The 17,830-nt window shown below is 72.7% G+C and carries 15 protein-coding genes, 1 rRNA gene and 1 pseudogene; 4 read left to right on the forward strand and 13 right to left on the reverse strand.

Going from position 1 to position 17,830, the window contains the following annotated elements; genetic code table 11:
* The first annotated feature begins 13 nt into the window (after positions 1-13).
* Positions 14-1,351 (forward strand): FAD-binding oxidoreductase, encoded by a 1,338-nt coding sequence (locus tag FNV62_RS14385; RefSeq protein ID WP_144315264.1) that lies wholly within the window; start codon positions 14-16, stop codon positions 1,349-1,351.
* A 57-nt stretch (positions 1,352-1,408) separates the two neighbouring features.
* Positions 1,409-3,061 (forward strand): PucR family transcriptional regulator, encoded by a 1,653-nt coding sequence (locus FNV62_RS14390; protein WP_373559468.1) that lies wholly within the window; start codon positions 1,409-1,411, stop codon positions 3,059-3,061.
* 15 nt (positions 3,062-3,076) lie between these two features.
* Here the strand turns inward: FNV62_RS14390 and FNV62_RS14395 are convergent, their stop codons facing one another.
* The 6 genes from FNV62_RS14395 to FNV62_RS14420 all read right to left on the reverse strand — a co-directional run bounded on the left by FNV62_RS14395 (position 3,077) and on the right by FNV62_RS14420 (position 9,276).
* The gene (locus FNV62_RS14395) at positions 3,077-4,213 is read right to left on the reverse strand and encodes a glycosyltransferase family 4 protein (RefSeq protein ID WP_144315265.1); all 1,137 of its coding nucleotides are present in this window, start codon (positions 4,211-4,213) and stop codon (positions 3,077-3,079) included.
* Positions 4,214-4,471: 258 nt separating this feature from the next.
* On the reverse strand, positions 4,472-5,215 hold the full coding sequence (locus tag FNV62_RS14400; protein ID WP_097284089.1) for a hypothetical protein: 744 nt from the start codon (positions 5,213-5,215) through the stop codon (positions 4,472-4,474).
* A 167-nt stretch (positions 5,216-5,382) separates the two neighbouring features.
* A complete protein-coding gene (recN, locus tag FNV62_RS14405) occupies positions 5,383-7,101 on the reverse strand; it encodes a DNA repair protein RecN (protein ID WP_144316471.1) in 1,719 nt (572 codons plus the stop codon).
* A gap of 138 nt (positions 7,102-7,239) precedes the next feature.
* Positions 7,240-8,145, reverse strand: a complete 906-nt coding sequence (locus FNV62_RS14410; protein WP_054234477.1) for an NAD kinase — start codon at positions 8,143-8,145, stop codon at positions 7,240-7,242.
* The gene (locus FNV62_RS14415; protein ID WP_075027836.1) at positions 8,142-8,957 is read right to left on the reverse strand and encodes a TlyA family RNA methyltransferase; all 816 of its coding nucleotides are present in this window, start codon (positions 8,955-8,957) and stop codon (positions 8,142-8,144) included. Before FNV62_RS14415 ends, FNV62_RS14410 begins: the two co-directional genes overlap by 4 nt.
* 7 nt (positions 8,958-8,964) lie before the next feature.
* Positions 8,965-9,276: a hypothetical protein gene (locus FNV62_RS14420; RefSeq protein WP_097284091.1), complete on the reverse strand. Its 312-nt coding sequence runs from the start codon at positions 9,274-9,276 to the stop codon at positions 8,965-8,967.
* 42 nt (positions 9,277-9,318) lie between these two features.
* Between FNV62_RS14420 and FNV62_RS14425 the strand changes: the two genes are divergently transcribed.
* On the forward strand, positions 9,319-9,666 hold the full coding sequence (locus FNV62_RS14425; RefSeq protein ID WP_060901712.1) for an SCP2 sterol-binding domain-containing protein: 348 nt from the start codon (positions 9,319-9,321) through the stop codon (positions 9,664-9,666).
* Here the strand turns inward: FNV62_RS14425 and FNV62_RS14430 are convergent.
* The 4 genes from FNV62_RS14430 to FNV62_RS14445 form a co-directional block, all read right to left on the reverse strand.
* Positions 9,650-10,564 (reverse strand): ABC transporter ATP-binding protein, encoded by a 915-nt coding sequence (locus tag FNV62_RS14430; protein ID WP_144315266.1) that lies wholly within the window; start codon positions 10,562-10,564, stop codon positions 9,650-9,652. The two genes, FNV62_RS14425 and FNV62_RS14430, sit on opposite strands and share 17 nt — an antisense overlap.
* Positions 10,561-11,604 (reverse strand): FecCD family ABC transporter permease, encoded by a 1,044-nt coding sequence (locus FNV62_RS14435; RefSeq protein ID WP_144315267.1) that lies wholly within the window; start codon positions 11,602-11,604, stop codon positions 10,561-10,563. The genes FNV62_RS14430 and FNV62_RS14435 overlap by 4 nt, the downstream gene beginning before the upstream one ends.
* Positions 11,601-12,644: a FecCD family ABC transporter permease gene (locus FNV62_RS14440; RefSeq protein ID WP_144315268.1), complete on the reverse strand. Its 1,044-nt coding sequence runs from the start codon at positions 12,642-12,644 to the stop codon at positions 11,601-11,603. The genes FNV62_RS14435 and FNV62_RS14440 overlap by 4 nt, the downstream gene beginning before the upstream one ends.
* A gap of 78 nt (positions 12,645-12,722) precedes the next feature.
* Positions 12,723-13,751, reverse strand: a complete 1,029-nt coding sequence (locus FNV62_RS14445; RefSeq protein ID WP_144315269.1) for an HAD-IIA family hydrolase — start codon at positions 13,749-13,751, stop codon at positions 12,723-12,725.
* Between the two features lie 72 nt (positions 13,752-13,823).
* Here FNV62_RS14445 and FNV62_RS14450 point away from each other — a divergent pair, with 72 nt between their 5' ends.
* Positions 13,824-15,116 carry a DUF1015 domain-containing protein gene (locus FNV62_RS14450; protein ID WP_097284096.1) on the forward strand — a complete coding sequence of 431 codons (1,293 nt, stop codon included), beginning with the start codon at positions 13,824-13,826 and terminating at the stop codon, positions 15,114-15,116.
* A 105-nt stretch (positions 15,117-15,221) separates the two neighbouring features.
* On the opposite strand, the gene FNV62_RS14455 is transcribed toward FNV62_RS14450, so the two are convergent.
* The 3 genes and pseudogenes from FNV62_RS14455 to rrf all read right to left on the reverse strand — a co-directional run bounded on the left by FNV62_RS14455 (position 15,222) and on the right by rrf (position 17,713).
* Entirely contained in the window at positions 15,222-16,121 is a 900-nt protein-coding gene (locus tag FNV62_RS14455) for a tetratricopeptide repeat protein (protein WP_205523072.1), read from the reverse strand.
* 171 nt (positions 16,122-16,292) lie between these two features.
* A pseudogene (locus FNV62_RS58000) lies at positions 16,293-16,946 on the reverse strand (hypothetical protein); the annotation flags it as partial.
* Positions 16,947-17,596: 650 nt separating this feature from the next.
* Positions 17,597-17,713 (reverse strand): 5S ribosomal RNA (rrf, locus tag FNV62_RS14465).
* Positions 17,714-17,830: the final 117 nt, after the last annotated feature.

A 17,830-nucleotide genomic window follows, 5' to 3' on the forward strand; every position in this document is an offset into this window, starting at 1 on the left:
GGGGGCACCTGCGATGTCCCCCTTCTCAAAAGCCCACACCCGCCTCGCCGCCCTGCGCGCACACCTGACCGGCGACGCTCTCAGGCCTGAAGATCCCGGCTACGACGACGCCCGCACGCTCTTCAACGCCCGCATCGACCGCCACCCCGCAGTGATCGCCCGGTGCGAGACCAAGGCGGACGTGGTCCATTGCGTCCGCTTCGCCCGGGACCTGGACCTCCACATCGCGATCCGAGCCGGCGGCCACAGCCCGGCCGGGATGTCGCTCAACGACAACGGCCTGGTCATCGACCTGCGCCGGATGCACACGGTGACCGTCCACCCCGGCTCGCGGACGGTACGGGTCGAGGGCGGCGCCCTCATGAGCCACCTCGACCACGCCACCCGGCCCCACGGCCTGGCCACCACCGGCGCCCGGAACTCGACCACCGGCGTCGCCGGCTTCGCCCTCGGCGGCGGCACCGGCTGGCTCGACCGCGCCTTCGGCCTCGCCGTCGACAACCTGCTCGGCGTCGAACTGGTCACGGCCGACGGCTCGCAGATCCAGGCCACCGATCACGAGAACCCCGAACTCTTCTGGGCCCTGCACGGCGGTGGCGGCAACTTCGGCGTCGCCACCGCACTGACCCTGAGACTGCACTCGCTGCCGGATTTCTCGATCGCCCTGCTCACCTACCGCCCGGAGTCCGGCCCGGACGTGGTCCGCGGCTACCGCGAGATCATCGAGACCGCACCGCCGGAGACCGGCGGCGGGATCATCCGCACACAGCTGGTCGACGCACTCCTGACGTACCCGGGCCCCGAGCAGGACCTCCGCAAGCTCGCCCGGCCGCTGCTGGCGCTGCCTCACGAGGCCGTGATCCTCACGGCCCTCCCCTACGCCGCCTTCCAGCGCATCCTGGACAGCCCGGCGGGCCTGCGGAACCACTCTTCCGCGGAGTCCCTGACCGGCCTGCCCGACAAGGCCGTGGACGTCTTCTGCGAGCTGGGAAACACCATGCCCGTGCCCACGGCCACCCGGTACTCGCTGTTCCCGCAGGGCGGCGCGATCGCCTCCGGCCCGGACCGCTTCCCGGTGCCGTTCCGGGACGCCCGGTGGACCGTGCACCCCTTCGGGATGTGGGAGGACCCGGCCGACGACAGGCGCTGCGTCCAGTGGGTCGAGGACGTGCGCGCCGCCCTCCGGCCGTGGAGCACCGGCGCGGTCTGCCTCAACCTCGTCGGCGACGAGGGAGCCGACCGCGTGGTGGCCGGCCTCGGCGCCGGGAACATCCGCCGGCTGGCCGCGGTGAAAGCCGCGTACGACCCGGACAACGTCTTCCGCTTCAACCACAACATCCTGCCCCGGTAGTGAACGGCCCGGCCTCGGACATGCCTCCGGGAGGCCTCCCCGGGTAGCGTCCGCTGCATGGACAGCCGTTTGGACAGCCACTTGGACAGTCGATACGACACCCAGGGCGCCGGAATCACCGTGCAGCGAGCGCTGGAGCTGCCCGGGCTGCGCAGCGGGCTGCCGGAGATCCTCGCGGGTGCCGACCGGCTGGGCCGCACCGTGCGCTGGGTGCACGCGGGCGAGGTCCCGAACATCGCCTCGCTCCTCAAGGGCGGCGAACTGCTCCTGACCACGGGCTACGGCCTCGGCACCCGCCCCGCCGACCAGCGCGCGTTCGTCCGCACCCTCGCGGAGCGCGGTATCGCGGCACTCGTCGTGGAGCTCGGCCCGCGCTTCACCCGGCTGCCCTCGGCCCTCGTGGAGACGGCCCGCTCCGCCGGTCTCCCGCTGGTCCAGCTGCACCGCGAGGTGCCCTTCGTGGCGGTCACGGAGGAGATCCACACCGAGATCGTCAACGGCCACTACGCGCTGCTGCAGCGGGCCGAGGAAGTGCACCGGCGCTGTACCGAGGCCCTGCTCGGCGGCGGGGGCATACCCCAGGTCCTCGGCATCCTCGCGGACTTCAGCGGCAACCCCGTCTTCCTGGAGACCGCGGACGGACAGCTCCTGTACGCCGCGGGGGCCGGCTCCGCCGGCGCCGATCCGCTCCAGGTGTGGGAGGGGATGCGCGGCCAGCACAAGGAGGAGCCGCCCGCCGGGACGACCCTCGTGGACGTGCCGGGCGGCGGCCCCGGCACCGGCTCGGTACGCGCCCGGCTGGTCCTCCTGCCCGTCAGCGCCCCGGTCGCCCCCGTGCACCGGATCGCGGCGGAGCGGGCCGCGGGCATCCTGGCCGTCGTCCTCATGCAGGCCCGCCAGGAGGAGGAGCTCGCGGCACGCGGACGCGGCGACTTCCTCACCGACCTCGCGGAGGGCCGTATCGCCGCCGAGGACGCCCCCGCACAGGCCCGCGTGCTCGGCTTCAAGCCCGGCAACGGCCCGCTCCTGCCGGTCGTGATGCGGCTCGCCGACGGCCCCTCCCCCGGCGGCGGCTGGGCCGTCCTGGCGCGCGCGGTCGCGGAGGAGCTGGCCTCGGTGGGGGTGCCGGTTCTTTTGGGCGTACGCCCGGTGGAGGGCCGTGTCCCCCTGTTGCTGGGCCTGCGTTCGGAGTCCGAGCGCGCGGCGGTCGCGGACCGGGTCGCGGCGGCCCTCAGGGCGGGCGTGGAGCGCGCGGGCATGCAGCGGCCGGGGGCGCAGCCGCCCGTGGTGGTGGTCGGGGTCGCGGGCGGCTGGGCGGCGGCCTCGGCGGGCCTGCGGCACGCGGCGGAGACGGCGACGGCCGCGCAGGGCCTGACGGACCGCCCCTGGTACGACGCCCGCCGCCTCGACACCGACCTGCTCCTGTGGCGGCTGCGCGACCATCCGGACCTGGCGGCCTTCGTGGAGCGCGCCATCGGCCCCCTCCGCGACCACGACCTCCGCTCCAAGCCGCCGCTGCTGCCCACCCTCGAGACGTACTTGGCGCACGCGGGCCGCAAGGCGGAGACGGCCCGCGAGCTGCACCTGAACCGGCAGACCCTCTACAACCGCCTCGCCCGGATCGGGGAGTTGCTGGGCACGGACCTGGACGACCCGCAGACGGTACTGGCGTTGAGCCTGGCACTGCGAGCGCGGCGGCACGTGCCCTGAGCCATCGGACGGCTCCTAGGCAAGGGGCCTGGTCTGGGTCAGCTCGTCGTAGACGCTGAGCACTTGGGCGACGGTCTCGTCCTCTGTCGGCCAGGTCGCGGCCTGCCGCACCCCCCGCTCCTTGAGCAACTCCCGGCGATCGTCGTCCCCGAGCAGCCGTACGACGGCGGCGGCGAGCGCGTCGGCGTCCGCGCACGGGACGAGTTCGGCCGCGTCGCCGACCAGTTCGGGGATGCCTCCGACGGCGGTCGCGACGAGCGGCACACGCGCGTGCAGGGCCTCCTGGGCGAGCACGGAACGGGACTCCCAAGCGCTCGGCAACACCGCGAGATCGGAGGCCAGGAACAGCTCGGAGACGTCCTCGCGCCGCCCGACGAGCCGCACCGGCAGCTCCTCGTCCTCGATCCGCCGCTGGAGGGCCGCCCGCAGCGGCCCCTCCCCGGCGATCACCAGGAGCGGCACGGGGTCGAGCGAGCGCCACGCGCGCGAGGCGTCGAGCAGGGTGTCGTATCCGCGGTGCCGGTCGAGGGAACCGACGGCCATGAGCAACGGGCGGTCGGTGGCGCCGAGTTCGGCCCGCGCCTTGTGGCGGAGCCGGTCGGGGTCCCCGTACTCGACGGCCTTGCGTGGCGTCGGGAACGCGACGGCCGCGAGCCGGGCGTCCCGCGCCCCGCGCCTGCGGGCGCGGTCCACGAGGTCGGACGAGGAGCCCAGCACCACCGCCGCGGCCCTGGCGACCCGCCGCTCCAGCAGCCGCAGCAGATGCGCCCGCGCGCCCTCCGCGTGCGAACGGGTGTGCCAGGTGACGACGAGCGGGGTGCGCCGCCCGCTGAGCGCGAGCGCGGCCCGCAGCGCGGCGTGCAGCCCGTGCGCGTGCACGAGGTCGGCGTCCGCGCAGGCCACCCGCAGCGCGGCCACGGCGGCCGGATCACTGCTGCGCGGCACGGGAAAGTGCTGGGCGCCGACGCCACTGAACCCGTACTCGAGGTCGGCCTCGGCGGGTGCACACACGGTGACCCGCACCCCCCGGGCGACGAGCCCCGAAGCCAGCGACCGCACATGCGCGCTGCTGCCCGCGCTTCCGCCGCCGAGCACCTGCACGGTGCGCAGCGGCGACTGACCGTGCGGTGAGTGGCTGCTCACGTGGCTCACGTGGCCGGGGCTCCTGGTTCGGCGTCGGACGGGCACGGAGAACGTACAGAGGGAAAGGCAGAGGGGGGTGTACCGCACGTCGTGCTCCGCGTACTACGCCAAGGATGCCAGGCCGTACGGGTGTTCCGGGACCGCCATAGGAGCAAGCCTCGCGGCGCAGCGCCCAACTCGACGACAGCTGTCACCCACAAGAGTGACAAGTCGCGTGTCTTCGCGACGGATTGTCCTTCGCTGGATGCGCGACAGGGTGTCCGCCCCTCACCCCAGCGGTCGCGCGACCGCCTCGCCGACCTTGTCCCCGTACACGGTCGCAGCCACCAGCGCCGCGGCATGGGCGAGGAGCCCGGCCCGCCCGTTGCCCGCGACGATCGCGCAGCCCAGCGCGGCGCCGAGCGCATGGGCCCCGGTATCGCCGATCATCGCGCGCTCACCGAGGTCGTCGGGGAACACGGCCGCCGCCGCACCCGTCGCCGCGGCCGACAGCCGCCCGGCGGGCCCGCCCCGCAGCAACCCCGGGGCCCCCAGCGCGAGCACCGCACCGGCGGCCCGCCCCGGCCGGACATCCACGAGGTTGACGAAGTGCGCGCTCCCGGCGATCACGACCCCCGCGAGCAGCTTGTCCACAGGCCGCTCCTTGAGCAGCGCCCCCGCCACCAGCCCCGCGGCCGAGATTCCGAACAGCTTGACCGCCCCACTGGTCACCTCCGCGTGCTTCAGCGCCCCCAGATGCGCCCGGAACCCCCGGCGGGGGTCCCCCGCCCCGACCACGTCGTCGTACGCGCCGCACACCCCGGCGGCCAGGACCGCGGCCCCGGCGCCACGGTGGACGCGCGCGGCCGCGAGCGCCGCTCCGAGGGCGGTGGCGGGGCCGGCGTACAACTCGACCGTGCGCCCGGCGTAGTTCGTGCGCTGCCAGCGCTCCGGGCCGCCCGGGGTCTTGGAGCGCAGGCCCGCGAGGGTGGCGCGGGTGACGGCGACTGCGGTACCGAAGCTGGTGATCATGCGACAACTCCAGGGGCCCGCGGAGCGGGCCGGTTCGGGGGGCGGGCCGGGGCGGCAAAAGGGGTGGGCGGGGAACGCGCCGCGGAGCGGCGAAGAGAAGACCGCGGAGCGGTCGGGGCGCCCGTCGCGGAGCGACGCAAAAAGCCGGCCCCCGCCCGCAGACGGAACTACACGTCACCCCGAGCCGTGGCCAACAACTCCTCCGCATGCGCCCGGGCCGTCTCCGAGTCCTCCTGCCCCGCCAGCATCCGGGACAGCTCCCGAACCCGCTCCTCCCCCTCGAGCACCTTCACCCCGGAGCGCGTCACAGACCCGTCGTTGGTCTTCTCGACCAGCAGCTGCCGGTCGGCGAACGCGGCGACCTGCGGCAGATGAGTCACCACGACGACCTGCGCGCTCTTGGCGAGCTTGGCCAACCGCCGCCCGATCTCGACCGCGGCCTTGCCACCCACACCGGCGTCGACCTCGTCGAAGAGATACGTCGGCACCGGGTCGGTCCCCGCGAAGACGACCTCCACCGCGAGCATCACGCGTGAGAGCTCACCACCGGAGGCCCCCTTGGCGATGGGCCGCGGCGGCGCCCCGGGATGCGGGGCGAGCAGCAGCTCGACCTCGTCCACACCCGCGGACCCGTACGCCACGGTGCGCCCGCCGAGCTCCACGCCCTCGGGGTCGTCGGTCTGCCGGATCTCGAACGACACGCGCGCGTGCGGCATGGCGAGCGAGGCCAGCTCGGCGGTCACGGCGGCGGCGAACCGTTCGGCGGCCTCGGTCCTGGCGTCCGTCAGCGCCTGCGCAAGCCCGCCCAGTTCGGCCCGCAGCGCGTCCCGCTCGCCGGCCAGCTCGTCGATCCGCTCGTCGTCGCCGTCGAGTTCGAGGAGCCTCGCGGCGCCCTGCTCGGCCCACGCGAGTACGGCGTCGATGTCCTCGCCGTACTTCCGGGTCAGCTGGGTGAGCGCGGCGCGGCGCTCCTCCACGGCCGCGAGCCGCAGGGGATCGGCGTCGAGGTCGTCGGCGTACCCGGCCAGCTCCCCCGCCACGTCGCGCAGCAGGATGTTGATCTCCCCGATCCGCCCGGACAGCCCGGCGAGCGCGGCGTCGTGCGACCGTACGGCCTCCAGGGCCCGGTGCGCGCCCGCGACGAGCGTCGCCGCGTCGATGCCCTCGGGGTCCTCGGGATTGCCCGCGAGCGCGGCGTGGGCGGCCGTGGCGGCGGACGCGAGCGCCTCCGCGTGCCCGAGCCGCTCCGCCTCCGCCGACAGTTCCACGTCCTCGCCCGCGCGCGGCTCGACCGCCGCGATCTCCTCGAGTCCGAAGCGCAGCAGGTCGGCTTCCTGGGCCCGCTCACGGGCGCGTGTGGTGATCTCGTCCAGCTCGGCCGAGATGGCCCGCAGTCGCCGATAGGCCCCCGCGTACTTGGCGAGCGGCACGGCGACCGCGTCCCCGGCGTACCGGTCGAGCGCCTGTCGCTGCCGGGACAGTTTGAGCAGCCCCTGCTGGTCGGTCTGCCCGTGCACGGCCACCAGTTCGTCGGCCAGCTCGGCGAGCACGCCCACCGGGACGGAACGGCCGCCCAGGTGCGCCCGTGAGCGTCCCTCGGCCGAAACGGTACGGCTGATCAGCAGCGCGCCGTCGTCGAGCTCGGCGCCCGCCTCCTCGGCCCGTACGATCGCCGTACCGCCGGCGGGTACGGTGATCCGCCCCTCCACGACGGCGTTCTTGGCGCCGATCCGTACGAGGGCGGGGTCCGCGCGCCCGCCGAGCAGCAGCCCGAGGCTGGTGACCACCATCGTCTTGCCCGCACCGGTCTCACCGGTCACGGCGGTGAAGCCTGGCGACAGCTCGACGACCGCGTCGTCGATGACTCCGAGCGACCGTATCCGCATCTCCTCCAACACGGACACGACCTTACGAGGTCCAGCCACGGATGTGCGACGGCCCCCGCCCCGCGGCCGCGAACCCGCAGGTGACAAGCACCTACAAACGGTGCCTTGTCACCCACGGGAGTGGACCTGACGGGAGTGTCAGTGCGGCGCCCCGCGCCACCCGGACACCGGCAGCGCGAACTTGGCCACCAGCCGGTCGGTGAACGAGGCGTGGTGCAGTCGAGCCAGCCGCACCGGCACGGCACCCCGCCGTACCTCCACCCGCGCCCCCGGCGGCAGCTCCACCGTCCGCCGCCCGTCGCACCACAGCACCCCCGGCGGAATGTGCGGCAGCACCTCCACCGCGAGCACCGAGTTCGGTGAGGTCACCATCGGCTTGGCGAACAGCGCGTGCGCGCTGATCGGCACCATGAGCAGTGCCTCGACCTCGGGCCAGACGACGGGTCCGCCGGCGGAGAAGGCGTACGCCGTGGACCCGGTCGGGGTCGCGCAGACGATGCCGTCACAGCCGAAGCCGGTGACCGGCCGTCCGTCGATCTCCAGGATGACCTCGAGGAGCTTCTCGGCGGAGACCTTCTGCACGGCGGCCTCGTTGAGCGCCCAGTCGGTGTGCACGATGTCGCCGTTCTGGTGGACGACGACGTCGACGGTCATGCGTTCCTCGACCTCGTACGCCTTGGTCACCACCCGGTCGACGACCTTGTCGAGGTCGTCACGCTCGGCCTCCGCCAGGAAGCCGACGCTGCCGAGGTTGACGCCGAGCATCGGCACGCCGGAGGCGCGGGCGAACTCGGCGCCGCGCAGCAGTGTGCCGTCACCGCCGAGCACGATCAGCAGTTCGCATCCGTCAAGGCACTGCGGAGTGGCTTCCTTCACCAGCTCCACCTCGGGCGGCAGCGGCAGATCGGCCGCCTCCGCCTCCAGCACGCGCACCCCGATCCCGGAGCGCAGCAGCCCCTGGACCACGAGTTCGGCGCTGCGGATCGCAGCGGGCCGCCCGGTGTGGGCCAGCAGGAAAACAGTACGAGCTCGGGTCTGTGTCAACGCGGCCCCTCCGCCACTGCACGGTCAACGTCGGCCGGGTCGAGTTCGGGTGCCCCGGCACGCAGCCACAGAAAGTACTCGACATTGCCCGAGGGCCCGGGCAGCGGACTCGCGGTCACGCCCTTCACCCCGAGCCCCAGCTCCGCGGCCCGCCGGGCCACTCCGCGCACCGCCTCGGCGCGCAGTTCCGGACTGCGTACGACTCCACCACTCCCCAGCCGTTCCTTCCCCACCTCGAACTGCGGCTTGACCATCATCACCAGATCGGCGTCGGGCGCCGCGCACCGCACGAGGGCGGGCAGCACCAGGCCGAGCGGGATGAAGGACAGATCCCCGACAACAAGATCCACGGGCTCCCCATCGATCGCCTCCAACGTCAACTCGCGTACGTTCGTACGGTCCTTGACGGTGACGCGTTCATCGCTCTGCAGAGACCAGGCGAGTTGACCGTAGCCGACGTCGACGGCGACGACATGGGAGGCACCCGCGCGCAGCAGTACGTCGGTGAAGCCTCCGGTGGACGCTCCTGCGTCCAGCGCCCGCCGCCCCTCGACCTTCAGTCCCTGGGGTACGAAGGCCGCCAGGGCGCCCGCGAGCTTGTGCCCGCCGCGTGAGACGTAGTCGGGGTCGCTGTCGTCCTGGGTGACCACGATCGCGGCCGCGGTCTCCACCTGGGTGGCGGGTTTGGTCGCGAGGGTCTTGCCGACGCTCACCCGGCCGGCGGCGATCAGCTGGCTGGCGTGCTCGCGCGAGCGGGCGAGCTTGCGGCGGACCAGCTCGGCGTCGAGGCGGCGGCGTGCCACTCCTGCCACGTTGGGTTCAGCTCCTGCGGTCGTACGGCGTAGGGGGCGCCGGAGGTCCCGGGCGGGCGTCGAGCGCGGTGAGCGCGTCGCGCAGCCCCCTGTGTACATCCTCGTACACCTCGACATGTCCGTCCGTGGCGAGGTGGTCGGCGTCGCCCAGCCGGTCGAGCTGGGCGTCGACCTCGGCGTTCCCGGTGGGGGTGCGGTCCACGTCCAGCGGGGCCGGGGCGGCGGGGTCGTACTCGAGTTCGGGTTCGACCTCGACCGGAACCTCCGGCTCCGGCATCGCTCCCTGCGGGGTCCCGGCCTCCGACACTGACTCGTTCATGCCCCGACGCTACCCCGAAGCACTGCGGTACCGTCGACCGCGATGGCCACGATTGAGGAGTGCCGCAGCGCACTCGACAAGCTCTCGGACAACATGGCGGGCGCGGACGGGAACGTACGCGAGGCGGCGGCGCTGGACCGCTCGCTCAGCTGCCGCATCACCGACCTCGACATCACCTTCGTCGGTCGTCTCAAGGACGGCCGGATCGAGGTGCTCGACACCCTCCAGGGCCCACCCGTCGAGAAGGCCCAGATCAGACTCGCCATGTCCGGCGACGATCTGGTCGCCATGGTCGACGGGCAGCTGAACTTCGCGAAGGCCTGGGGCTCGGGCAGGGTGCGGCTGGAGGCGGCCCTGCTCGACCTGTTCCGCCTCAGGAAGCTTCTTTAGCGGCTCCGGCGGCAGCGGCTCCGGCGGCCACCTTCACGCGGGCCTTGCGTGCCGCGGGCACCACCAGCGGCGTCCCGGTCTCCGGGTCGTCGATCACCTGGCAGCGCAGCCCGAAGACCTCCTCGACCAGTTCGGCCGTGACGATGTCGTTCGGCGCGCCCTCGGCGACGACCCGGCCCTCGCGCAGGGCGACGAGGTGGGTGGCGTACCGGGCCGCGTGATTGAGGTCGTGCAGGACGGCGACCAGGGTGCGCCCCTGCTCCTCGTGGAGTTCGGCGCACAGATCGAGCACGTCGATCTGGTGCTGGATGTCCAGGTAGGTCGTCGGCTCGTCGAGCAGCAGCAGCGGAGTCTGCTGGGCGAGTGCCATCGCGATCCACACGCGCTGCCGCTGGCCGCCGGACAGTTCGTCGACATAGCGATCTGCCAGTTCGGCGACGCCGGTCGAGGCCATCGACTCCTGTACGACCCGCTCGTCCTCCGTCGACCACTGGCGCAGCAGGCCCTGGTGCGGATAGCGGCCCCGGCCGACCAGGTCACCGACCGTGATCCCGTCCGGCGCGATCGACGACTGCGGCAGCAGCCCGAGCGTCCTGGCCACCTTCTTCGCGGGCATCGACTGGATGACCTGCCCATCGAGCAGCACCCGTCCCTCGGAGGGCTTGAGCATCCGCGACAGGGCGCGCAGCAGCGTGGACTTGCCGCAGGCGTTCGGGCCGGCGATCACGGTGAAGGAGTTGTCGGGGATCTCCACCGACAGCTTCTCCGCGATGACGCGCTGGTCGTAGCCGAGGGTGACGTTGTCGGCGGACAGGCGGTTCACAGTGCTCCTTTGAGTGTTCTCGTTCGCCTGGGTGTTCTCGTTCGCCTGGGTGTCCCTGTTCACCGCGGCGCTCATATCCGGCCCGCCTTGCGCTCGGTGACCAGCAGCCACAGCAGATAGATCCCGCCCAGGACCCCCGTCACGACGCCGACGGGCAGCTGGTCGGCGCCGAAGGCCCGCTGCGAGGCCCAGTCCGCGACGATCAGCAGGGTCGCGCCCATGCACATCGACGGCACCAGGTTCGGGCCCGGCGAGCGGGTCAGCCGCCGGGCGAGCTGCGGTGAGGTGAGCGCCACGAAGCCGACCGGGCCCGCGGCGGCGGTGGCACCGGCGGTGAGGAGCACGGCGGCCAGCATCAGCAGGAGTCGTACGCGCTCGACGCGCACTCCGAGGGCGTACGACACGTCGTCGCCCATCTCCATCATGCGCAGCCCGCGCGCGTTGCCGAGGACGAGCGGGACGAGGACGGCGCACAGGGCGAGCAGCGGCCAGACCTGGGTCCAGTCACGCCCGTTGAGGGAGCCGGTCATCCAGACGACCGCACGGGCCGCGTCGACGATGTCCGCCTTGGTCAGCAGATAGCCGTTGACCGCCGTGACGATCGCGGAGACCCCGATACCGACCAGGACCAGTCGGTATCCGTGCACGCCCCGCTTCCAGGCGAGCAGATAGATCGCGAGCCCGGTCACCAGGCCGCCGACGAGCGCTCCCAGCGCGACCTGGTTCGCGCTGCCCGAGAACAGCACGATCATGATGAGCGCCCCGGCCGTCGAACCCTGGCCGAGGCCGAGGACGTCCGGGCTGCCCAGCGGGTTGCGGGAGATGGACTGGAACAGCGCCCCGCCGAGCCCGAGCGAGGCCCCGACCAGCAGGCCGACGAGCACCCGCGGCAGCCGCAGGTCGTTGACGATGAACTCCTGGCCCGCGTTCCCGTTGCCGACGAGCGTCTTGAGGACGTCGGCGGCCGGGATCGGGAAGTCGCCGGTGCCGATCAGCACCACGCTCGCGGCGAGCGCGGCCACCAGCAGCAGTACGACGACGGTGAACGCCCGGACGTCGAGCCGGACGGAGAGACCGCCGCGCGTCCGCACGGCTCGGGTACGTGTGGTCGTCACAGCTGGGCCGTCCTCCGCCGTCGTACGAGATGGATGAAGACCGGCCCGCCGAGGACCGCGGTGACGATGCCGACCTGCAGCTCCGCGGGTCGCGCGACCATCCGCCCCACGACGTCGGCGCCGAGGAGCAGCACGGGCGACAGCACGGTCGCGTACGGCAGGATCCAGCGCAGGTCGGGCCCGGTGAAGGAGCGGACCACGTGCGGGACCATGAGCCCGACGAAGACGATCGGCCCGCAGGCGGCGGTCGCGGCGCCGCACAGCACGGTGGCGGCGGCCATGGACAGCGCCCGGGTGCGGTTCAGGTCGGCGCCGAGCGCGCGGGCGGTGTCGTCGCCCATGGCTATGGCGTTCAGGGGCCGGGCGAGCGCCAGCGCGACGACCGTGCCGACCACCAGGAAGGGCAGCACCTGCCTGATGGTCGAGTCGGTGGCCGAGGCCAGCGAACCCACCGTCCAGAAGCGCATCTTGCCGAGCGCCGCGTCGTCCATGATCATCACGGCCTGCAGATAGCCGTAGAGCGCGGCGCTGATCGCCGTGCCGGCGAGCGCGAGCCGCACCGGGGTGGCGCCGCGGCTGCCGCCCAGGAACCAGACCAGCGCCCCGACCGCGGCCGCACCGAAGAACGCGAACCACACATAGCCGCTCAGGCTCGTGACACCGAAGTAGGTGATGGCGGTGACGACCGCGGCGGACGCGCCCGCGTTGATGCCGAGCAGTCCGGGGTCGGCCAGCGGATTGCGGGTGAGCGCCTGCAGGACGGCACCCGACAGTCCGAGCGCCGCGCCGACGAGCAGCCCGAGGACGGTACGCGAGATCCGGTCGTCCACCACGACGTCGGAGTACGTCCCCGTGCCGTGGAACAGGCCGTGCCAGACCTGGTCCAGCGGCAGCGCTTTCGCACCGATCGCGATACTCGCCAACGCGACGAGCACCAGGAGGCCCAGGGACGCGAGGAGCCCGACGGCGCGTATCGCCTGACGGCTCGGGGGCGCGGGGGCGGTCTCCGCGCGCTGTTCGGGGGGACTGTCGACCAACACGTGGTTAGGTTAGCCTACCCTCGCTCACGCTTCGATCCCGGGTGACTACGCCCCACCACCGACGAGTCCCCAGGGCCTTCAGAGCCCCAGACGCGCCAGCGCCTTCCCCCCGTCCAGCTCGCACGTCCCGGCCCCCGCGGCCGTCCACGCCGCCGTGCACAGCGCCCGCAGCCCGTCGAGCGCCTCACCGTCGCCCGCGAGTTCCAAACGCTCGCTCCCGGCCCGCGCCGTCCAGCCGCCGCAGCGGAACCCGTCGCCCTCCTCCACGACCTCCGGCTGCCCGGTGAGCAGCCCGCGCAGATCGGCGTCCACATACGTCGGCCGGTGCTGCGGCGGGGCGGCGAGGAGCTGCGCGCCGTCCGTCACCCCGGTGAGCACGAGCAACGAGTCCACCTCGCCGTTGAACGCGCCCTCGATGTCCGTGTCCAGCCGGTCGCCGACCACCAGCGGCCGCTTCGCCCCGGTCCGCAGGATCGTCTCGCGGTGCATCGGGGGCAACGGCTTGCCCGCCACCTGCGGCTCGGCGCCCGTGGCGATGCGTACGACCTCCACCGCGGCCCCGTTCCCGGGCGCGATCCCCCGCGCGCTCGGGATCGTCAGGTCGGTGTTGGACGCGAACCACGGCACCCCGCGCGCGACGGCGTAGGACGCCTCCGCGAAGCGCCCCCAGGGCAGGTCGGGACCGCCGAACCCCTGGACGACCGCCGCCGGGTCGTCGTCCGCCGACTCGACCGGCTCGAGCCCGCGCTCGCGCAGCGCGACCCGCAGTCCCTCGCCGCCGATCACCAGGACGCGCGCACCGGCGGGCACCTGCTCGCTGATCAGCCGCGCCACGGCCTGCGCCGAGGTGATGACGTCATCGGCGTCCGTCGGTATACCGAGCTCACTCAGATGCTCCGCCACCGCATCGGGCGTACGCAGCGCATTGTTCGTGACATACGCGAGGTGCATCCCTCCCGAACGGGCCGTGCCCAGTGATGCCACGGCGTTCGCGATCGCGTTGCCGCCCGCGTACACCACGCCGTCGAGGTCGAGCAGAGCCGTGTCGTAGGCCTCATTCAGCGCCTGATCACTGGCCTCGGGCCGGGTCCTGGCGGTCTGGCTCATTACGCATCGCTCCTCGTTCGATCTCTTTCCCCCGATCATCCCGCACAGCGTCTGCACACTTACGATGCCTCAATGAACTATGCAGGTCCCGCGGAGGAAACCCCGGCGCGCAGCGGCCTCGAACTGACCCCGTTCCGGGGCCTGCGCTACGACCCCGACCGGGTCGGCAGCCTCGCCGCCGTGACATCTCCGCCGTACGACGTCATCGTCCGGCCGGACGGTCTGCTCCACCTCGAGTCCGCCGACCCGCACAACATCGTCAGGCTGATCCTCCCCCAGGACACGACCCCGACGGCCCGCAACCGCCAGGCGGCGGACACCCTGCACGACTGGGTGTCCGAAGGCGTCCTGGCCGCCGACCCCGAGCCGGGCCTGTACGTCTACGAGCAGCACGACGACGGCATGCTGCAACGCGGCATCATCGGCGCCCTGCGCCTGTCGGAGCCGTCCGCCGGCGTCGTCCTCCCGCACGAGGACGTCATGCCGCACATCATCGCGGACCGCGCGGCCCTGATGCGTGCCACCTCGGCCAACCTCGAACCGCTGCTGCTGACCTACCGCGGCAACGGCTCCCGGGTCGGCACGGCCGCCGTCATCGAGCGCACCGCGGAAGGCGACCCGCTGCTCTCGACGACCACGGAGGACGGTTTCAGTCACCGTCTGTGGGCGATCACCGACCCGGCGGACCTGGCCGAGATCCAGACGGATCTCGGCCGGCACCAGGCTCTGATCGCGGACGGCCACCACCGCTGGGCGACGTACCTGCGGCTACGCGCCGAGCACCCCTCACCCAGCCCCTGGGACTACGGCCTCGTGCTCCTGGTGGACACCGCGCGCTACCCGCTCCGGGTCCGCGCGATCCACCGCCTGCTGCACAATCTGCCGGTCGCGGAGGCGCTGACCGCCCTCACGGACTCGTTCCGTGTACGTCACCTCGACGTACCGCTCCCCGAGGCCCTGGAGGCCCTCGCCGCGGCCGCCGCCGAGGGCAACGCCTTCCTCCTCGCGGGCGACGGCTCCTTCCACCTGGTCGACCGCCCCTCCCCGGGCCTCCTCGCCCGTACGGTCCCGGCGGACCGCCCCGAGGCCTGGCGCACGCTGGACGCGACCGTCCTGCACGCCACACTCCTGGCCCACATCTGGGGCATCCCCGAGGACTCGCCCGCCCACATCGCGTACATCCACGACACGGCCGCCACGGTGGACAAGGCGGAGCGCGACGGCGGCACGGCCGTCCTGATGCATCCGGTCCGCGAGGAGGTCGTACGCGACCTCGCCCGCCAGGGCGTCACGATGCCCCGCAAGTCGACGTCGTTCGGCCCGAAGCCGGCGTCGGGGCTGGTACTGCGGGCGCTGCCCCTCTGAGGCACCCAGGCGAGGCACTCAGGCGAAATCAGGGCCTGAAACGACACGGGCGGCGGGATCCCTTCCGGAATCCCGCCGCCCGTGTCCTACGACAACCGCTGTACGTCAGCCCCGCGGAGCTTCGTCATCGTCGTCGGCCTCGACGACCGGCTTGGTCCGCTCGGCCTCGACGATGTCGTCCTTATCGTCGTCCTCATCGTCGACCTCGGTCTCGACCTCGGTGTCGGGGTCGGTGTCGGCCTCCGCGTCAGTCGCGGTCTCGCTCTCGTCCTCAGCTTCGTCCTCAGCCTCGGCTTCGGGCGCGACCTCGTCCTCGTCCTCGTCCTCGACGAGCGCGTCGACGAACTCGACGCCGTCCAACTCGGCGAGCCGGTCGGAGGCGTCCGTGCTGCCGTCCTTGTCGGACTCGACGGCCTTCGCGAACCACTCGCGCGCCTCGTCCTCACGACCGGCGGCCAGCAGCGCGTCGGCGTAGGCGTAACGCAGCCGCGCCGTCCAGGGCTGTACGGAGTTCGAGGCGAGCTCCGGGCTCTGGAGCGTCACGATGGCGGCGTCGAGCTGCCCGATGTCGCGCCGGGCACCGGCCGCCACGAGCCGCATCTCGACCTGACCGGCCTTGTCCAGCTTGTGCACCTCGGGCGCACCCGCCATGTCCAGCGCCTTCTCGGGCCGGCCCAGGCCGCGCTCGCAGTCCGCCATGACGGGCCACAGGTCCACGTTCCCGGTCATACGGCGTGCCGCCCGGAACTCCGCGAGCGCCTCGCTGTACTTCTGGTTGGCGTACGCGGCGAACCCGGCCGCCTCGCGTACGGCGGCCACGCGCGACGCCAGCCGCAGGGCGATCTTCGAGTACGCGTACGCGCCCTCGGGGTCCTCGTCGATGAGGCGGGCGACCATCACCAGGTTCCTGGAGACGTCCTCCGCGAGCCCCTTCGGCAGGCTCTGGAGCTCCTGCCGTACGTCCGCGTCGATCTCCTCGCCCGTGACGTCATCGGGGATCGGCAGCCGCTTGATCGGCTCACGGTCCCGGTCGCGCTCGTCGCGGCCACGGAAGCCGCCGCCGCGCCGGTCGTCGCCCCGACGGTCGTCACGGCCCCGGAAGCCACCGGTGCCGCCGGTGCCACCGGGACGGCCACCCCGGTCGTCACGACGGGGGCCACCACGTCCACGGTCGTCGCGACCTCGGTCGTCGCGGGCGCGGAAACCGCCGCCGCCACGGGTGTCGTCGCGACGGTCATCGCGACGATCGTCCCGCCTGTCGTCGCGACGGAAGGCGGGACGGTCGCCCTCACGCCGGTCGTCCCGACGGTCATCACGGCGGTCATCACGACGGAAGTCACTGCGGTCGTCGCGCCGGAAGCCGCCGCCACCGGCACCGCGGTTGTCGTCCCGGCGGAAGCCACCGCGGTCACCGCTGTCGCGACGGTCGTCGCGCCGGAAGTCACTGCGATCATCACGGCGGAAGCCGCCACGATCGCCGCTGTCACGACGGTCATCGCGGCGGAAGCCGCCGCGGTCGTCGTCACGACGGGGACCGCTGCTGGGGCGGTCGTCACGGCGCGGGCCACTGCTGGGTCGGTCGTCACGACGGAACGCGGGACGGTCCCCTTCGCGACGGAACCCGCCACGGTCGTCGCCCCGACGGTCATCGCGGCGGAAGCCGCCGCGGTCGTCGTCACGGCGGGGACCGCTGCTGGGGCGGTCGTCACGGCGCGGGCCGCTGCTGGGTCGGTCGTCACGACGGAAACCACCGCGGTCGTCACCCCGGCGATCGTCACGCCGGTCGTCCCGACGGTCATCGCGGCGGAAGTCACCGCGGTCGTCGCGCCGGAAGCCGCCGCCACCGCCACTGCGGTTGTCGTCCCGACGGAACCCACCGCGGTCGTCATCACGACGGGGACCACTGCTGGGGCGGTCGTCACGGCGCGGGCCACTGCTGGGTCGGTCGTCACGACGGAACGCGGGACGGTCACCGTCCCGACGGACCCCACCACGGTCACGGTCGTCGCGACGCGGACCGCTGGTGGGTCGGTCGTCACGGCGGAACGGCGGGCGCCCGCCCCGGTCGCCCTCACGCCGGTCGTCACGGCCACGGAAACCGCCACCGCCACGGCTGTCATCACGCCGGCTGTCGTCACGACGGTTGTCATCGCGCCGGAAGCCGCCGCCACCGCCACCCCGGTTGTCGTCCCGACGGAACCCACCGCGGTCGTCATCACGACGGGGACCGCTGGTGGGTCGGTCGTCACGACGGTCGTTGTCGCGGCGCGGACCTCCGCGGTAACCGCCGCGGTCACCACTGTCCCGGCGGCGCTGATCGCGCTCCGGTCGCTCGTCGGGAGAGTTGGTGGACATGGGTGACTCCTGTCATCGGTACCGCAAGTCATTCTCGCGCAGCCGGGTACCCGGCGCGCTTCGGAAAAGCAAAAAAGGACCTCTGGTCCCAGCGAGTCGCTGGGACCAGAGGTCCTCCAAAGATTGTTCGGCGGCGTCCTACTCTCCCACAGGGTCCCCCCTGCAGTACCATCGGCGCTGTGAGGCTTAGCTTCCGGGTTCGGAATGTAACCGGGCGTTTCCCTCACGCTATGACCACCGAAACCCTTTCAGACACCCCGCAATAAAGTGGGGTCTTGAACGGGCAGCGAACAAGCACACTATTCAATTGATTAGTGGAACTGTTCAGCCAGCACAACCGTTCGTTGTCTGGGAACTAC

This window comes from Streptomyces sp. RLB3-17 (genome assembly GCF_007113425.2).
GTDB classification, from domain to species: domain Bacteria; phylum Actinomycetota; class Actinomycetes; order Streptomycetales; family Streptomycetaceae; genus Streptomyces; species Streptomyces mirabilis_D.

Bases quoted from the DNA above. Each gene is read 5' to 3' on its own strand.
- recN (WP_144316471.1), bottom strand. From the start codon at position 7,101: ATGCGGATACGGTCGCTCGGAGTCATCGACGACGCGGTCGTCGAGCTG.
- FNV62_RS14400 (WP_097284089.1), bottom strand. From the start codon at position 5,215: ATGATCACCAGCTTCGGTACCGCAGTCGCCGTCACCCGCGCCACCCTC.
- FNV62_RS14450 (WP_097284096.1), top strand. From the start codon at position 13,824: ATGAACTATGCAGGTCCCGCGGAGGAAACCCCGGCGCGCAGCGGCCTC.
- FNV62_RS14425 (WP_060901712.1), top strand. From the start codon at position 9,319: ATGGCCACGATTGAGGAGTGCCGCAGCGCACTCGACAAGCTCTCGGAC.
- FNV62_RS14390 (WP_373559468.1), top strand. From the start codon at position 1,409: ATGGACAGCCGTTTGGACAGCCACTTGGACAGTCGATACGACACCCAG.
- FNV62_RS14430 (WP_144315266.1), bottom strand. From the start codon at position 10,564: ATGAGCGCCGCGGTGAACAGGGACACCCAGGCGAACGAGAACACCCAG.
- FNV62_RS14445 (WP_144315269.1), bottom strand. From the start codon at position 13,751: ATGAGCCAGACCGCCAGGACCCGGCCCGAGGCCAGTGATCAGGCGCTG.
- FNV62_RS14420 (WP_097284091.1), bottom strand. From the start codon at position 9,276: ATGAACGAGTCAGTGTCGGAGGCCGGGACCCCGCAGGGAGCGATGCCG.
- FNV62_RS14385 (WP_144315264.1), top strand. From the start codon at position 14: ATGTCCCCCTTCTCAAAAGCCCACACCCGCCTCGCCGCCCTGCGCGCA.